Source organism: Kitasatospora sp. MY 5-36, assembly GCF_001182915.1.
Taxonomy (GTDB): Bacteria; Actinomycetota; Actinomycetes; order Streptomycetales; family Streptomycetaceae; genus Kitasatospora.
In genome coordinates this window covers 1-3178 of the sequence record NZ_LFVW01000935.1, presented here as the reverse complement: position 1 = coordinate 3178, position 3178 = coordinate 1, and the positions used below count along the sequence as shown (strand labels likewise).

Genomic DNA, 3178 nt, shown 5'->3' with positions numbered 1-3178 from the left:
CCGGCACGGTGCACGCCGACGCCGCGCCCAAGGCCCTGGCCTGCGCCGACGCCCCGACCGCCCCGGCCGCCCAGGGCTCCTCGGCCTCCTCGGCCCCGGTTTCGCACGCGGAGTCCGGCGAGGCCGTCGGCGCCTACCTCACCGCCCAGCTCGCGGCCGGCGGCGACCACCTCACCCTCACCACCCCGGGCGCCGCCCCCACCCCCGACTACACCGCCACCGCCTGGGCCGCCCTCGCCCTCAGCCAGAGCGGCCACCCCCAGCAGGCCGCCGGCGCCGTCGACTGGCTCGGCAAGGAGGGCGCCACCTGGACCAAGGGCGGCACCGACGCCGGCGCCACCGCCACCCTCCTGCTGGTCGCCCAGGCCGCCCACCGCGACACCGCCGCCCTGACCGGCCAGCTCACCGCCCTCGGCCCGGCACCCAAGGCCACCGACGCCTCCGCCACGGCGACGGCGACCGCCCCGGCGAAGAAGAAGGACGGCGGCATCGGCCAGTACTGGCTGATCGGCGTCGGCCTGCTCATCGGCGTCGGCGGCGGCCTCCTCCTCAGCCTCCAGCGCAAGCGCAACACCCACCTCTGATGCGTCCCGCCTCCCACGCCGCTCCCGGCGGGCCGGGCCCCGGCCTGCCGGGCGGGGGTGCCCGCGCCCGCCGTCGCACCGCCCTCGCCGCGCTGCTCCTCCCCCTCCTCGGGGCGGCGCTGCTGCTCGCCTCCGCCGCTCCGGCGCAGGCCGCCGGGTACCGGTACTGGTCGTTCTGGCGCGGCGCCGAGGGCGGCGGCTGGACGTACCAGCAGCAGGGGCCCTCCGTCGCGGTGCCGCCGGACGGGGCCGTGGACGGCTGGCGGTTCGCGCTGAGCCCGGACGGCGGGCAGGACGCCGCGAAGCCCCGGACGGCCGGGAGCTTCGCCGACATCTGCGCGGACACGCCCGCGCAGGAGGGCCGCAAGCGGGTGGCCGTCGTGCTGGACTTCGGCACCGCCGAGGACGCCGGCTCCGCCGCCGGTTCGTCCGCCTCCGGCTCGTCCGCTTCCGGTTCGTCCGTCTCCGGCTCGTCCACCTCCGGTTCGTCCGCCGCCTCGGTGCCCGAGCAGCGCACGGCCTGCGCCGCCGTCGCGCCCCGCGCCACCTCGGCCGAGGTGCTGGCCACCGTCGCCCCGCCGCTGCGCTACGACACCAACGGGCTGCTGTGCGCCATCGCCGGGTACCCGAAGGCGGGCTGCGGCGACCAGGTCGGCGCGGCCGGCGCCGCCCAGCCGGCCGCCGGATCCGCCGACCAGAGCACCGGCAGCGGCCCGGACGTCGGCCTGATCGCCGGTGGCGCGCTGGTGGCCGTCCTCGCCGGTGGCGCCGTCTGGCAGGCGCGCCGCCGCCGTCACCCCTAACGTCCCCCACCCAGGAATCACCGTGAGCAGCACCGCCGTCCGTACCACCCGGCCGCCCACCGGCCCCCGTCAACTGCACCCCGGGGCCTGGTGGTTGTGGGCGCTGGGGCTGGGCGCGGCGGCCACCCGCACCACCAACCCGGCGATCCTGCTGCTGCTCGTCGCCGTCGCCGGGTACGTGGTCGCGGCCCGGCGCGGCGATGCGCCGTGGTCGCGCTCGTACGGGGCGTTCCTGCGGCTGGGCCTGCTGGTGCTCGGCATCCGGCTGGTGTTCGCGGTGTTCCTCGGATCGCCGATCCCGGGCACCCATGTGCTGTTCACGCTGCCCGAACTGCCCCTGCCCGTCTGGGCGCAGGGCGTGCGGATCGGCGGCCGGGTCACCGTCGAGGGGCTGCTCGCGGCGCTGTACGACGGGCTGCGGCTGGCCACCCTGCTGGTCTGCGTCGGCGCCGCCAACTCGCTGGCCAGCCCGGCCCGGCTGCTGCGCGCCCTGCCCGGCGCGCTCTACGAGGCGGGCGTCGCCGTCGTCGTGGCGATGACCTTCGCGCCGAACCTGATCGCGGACGTCCGCCGGCTGCGTGCCGCGCGGCGCCTGCGGGGCCGCTCCGACAAGGGCGTCGCGGCCGTGCTGAGCGTCGGACTCCCGGTGCTGGAGGGCGCGTTGGAGCGGTCCATCGCACTGGCCGCCGCCATGGACACCCGGGGGTTCGGCCGCACCGCCGACGTCCCGCGCCGGCTCGCCCGGGCGACGGCCGCGCTCACCCTGGCCGGACTGCTCGGGATCTGCCTGGCCGCGTACGGGCTGCTGACGGCCGGTGGCGCGGGCTGGGCGCTGCCCGTCCTGCTGCTCGGCCTGGCCGCTGCCTTCGCCGGCCTGCTGCTCGGTGGCCGACGGTCCGTCAGAAGTCGCTACCGGCCCGACCCTTGGGCCGTCCCCGAGTGGCTGACGGCCGGTTCCGGGGCGGCCGTGGCGGCCCTCACCACCTACCTGGCCGCGCGGGACCCGGCCGCCTTCGCCCCCACCGTCGTCCCGCCGACCGTCCCCGCGCTGCCACTGGCCGCCGTGCTGACCGTGCTGCTCGGCCTGGTACCGGCGTTCGCCGCCCCGACCCCGCCCCGGAGGGCATCGTGATCACCTTCGAGCAGGTCTCCGTCCGGTACGCGGACTCGGCCGCACCCGCCCTGAACGGCGTCGACCTGACCGTCCCCGAGGGCGAACTCTGCCTGCTGGTGGGCCCGTCCGGCTCCGGCAAGTCCACCCTGCTGGGGACGGTCAGCGGCCTGGTGCCGCACTTCACCGGCGGGGTGCTGCACGGCCGGGTCACCGTCGGCGGCCGGGACACCCGCGAGCACCGTCCGCGCGAACTCGCCGACCTCGTCGGCACGGTGGGGCAGGACCCGCTGGCGCACTTCGTCACCGACACCGTGGAGGACGAACTCGCCTACGGCATGGAGTCCCTGGGCCTGCCGGGCGACGTGATGCGCCGCCGGGTCGAGGAGACCCTCGACCTGCTCGGCCTCGCCGACCTGCGCGACCGCGCGCTGAACTCCCTCTCCGGCGGCCAGCAGCAGCGCGTCGCGATCGGCTCGGTGCTCACCGTGCACCCGCGCGTGCTGGTCCTGGACGAGCCCACCTCGGCGCTCGACCCGGGCGCGGCCGAGGAGGTGCTGTCCGTCCTCCAGCGGCTGGTGCACGACCTCGGCACCACCGTGCTGATGGCCGAGCACCGGCTGGAGCGGGTCGTCCAGTACGCCGACCAGGTGCTGCTGCTCACCCCCGACGCCCCGCCC

The 3178-nt window shown here is 77.5% G+C and carries 3 protein-coding genes and 1 pseudogene; all 4 read left to right on the top strand.

What is annotated here, in order from left to right; all coding sequences use genetic code 11:
• Positions 1-584 (top strand): annotated as a pseudogene (locus AE652_RS49125) (hypothetical protein); the annotation flags it as partial.
• On the top strand, positions 584-1387 hold the full coding sequence (locus AE652_RS38470) for an SCO2322 family protein (RefSeq protein WP_234348696.1): 804 nt from the start codon (positions 584-586) through the stop codon (positions 1385-1387). The pseudogene AE652_RS49125 and the gene AE652_RS38470, both read left to right, overlap by 1 nt.
• A 16-nt stretch (positions 1388-1403) precedes the next feature.
• The gene (locus tag AE652_RS38465) at positions 1404-2519 is read left to right on the top strand and encodes a CbiQ family ECF transporter T component (RefSeq protein ID WP_063780412.1); all 1116 of its coding nucleotides are present in this window, start codon (positions 1404-1406) and stop codon (positions 2517-2519) included.
• On the top strand, positions 2516-3178 hold a 663-nt coding region (locus AE652_RS38460; protein ID WP_049660060.1), incomplete at its 3' end, for an energy-coupling factor ABC transporter ATP-binding protein. The genes AE652_RS38465 and AE652_RS38460, both read left to right, overlap by 4 nt.

What these genes read in the sequence shown, in the direction of transcription:
- AE652_RS38470 (WP_234348696.1), top strand. Translation starts at nt 584, where the DNA reads ATGCGTCCCGCCTCCCACGCCGCTCCCGGCGGGCCGGGCCCCGGCCTG.